The 385-nt window shown below is 41.8% G+C and carries 1 pseudogene; it reads left to right on the top strand.

What is annotated here, in order from left to right:
- Window positions 1-167: 167 nt before the first annotated feature.
- A pseudogene (locus BHE18_RS02395) lies at window positions 168-377 on the top strand (NCS2 family permease); the annotation flags it as partial.
- Window positions 378-385: the final 8 nt, after the last annotated feature.

Below are 385 nucleotides of genomic sequence, written 5' to 3'. Positions count from 1 at the left end.
TATAGATTGGTGGGAGAATACATTAGACGTGAGACATGAGATATGAGAGTGTAGGGTGTAAAGAAGTGGATAAGTTATGGCGGAGATTGAAAGCTAGATTTATGAAGTGTGTCATGTATTCAACTGGGCAGCAGCACGTGCTGGAATCAATGGAGTTTTTTTTTTTTTCCAATATGAACTGGAAAGAGATGGACGAGGCATTTCCAGCGTTTCTCGTCATTCTGGCCATGCCTTTGACATCCAGCATTTCTACAGGAATTGCGCTTGGCTTTATTTCATATCCGATCGTAAAAGCGGCGCGGGGAAAATGGAGAGAGATTCATCCGCTCGTCATCGTTTTCGCCATTCTGTTTTTCATCCAGTTGTTTATTTTATAACATAGACC

Origin of the sequence: Rossellomorea aquimaris (assembly GCF_001877785.1) — a bacterium.
Taxonomy (GTDB): Bacteria; Bacillota; Bacilli; order Bacillales; family Bacillaceae_B; genus Rossellomorea; species Rossellomorea aquimaris_A.
This window is presented reverse-complemented; position numbering and strand designations above follow the sequence as displayed.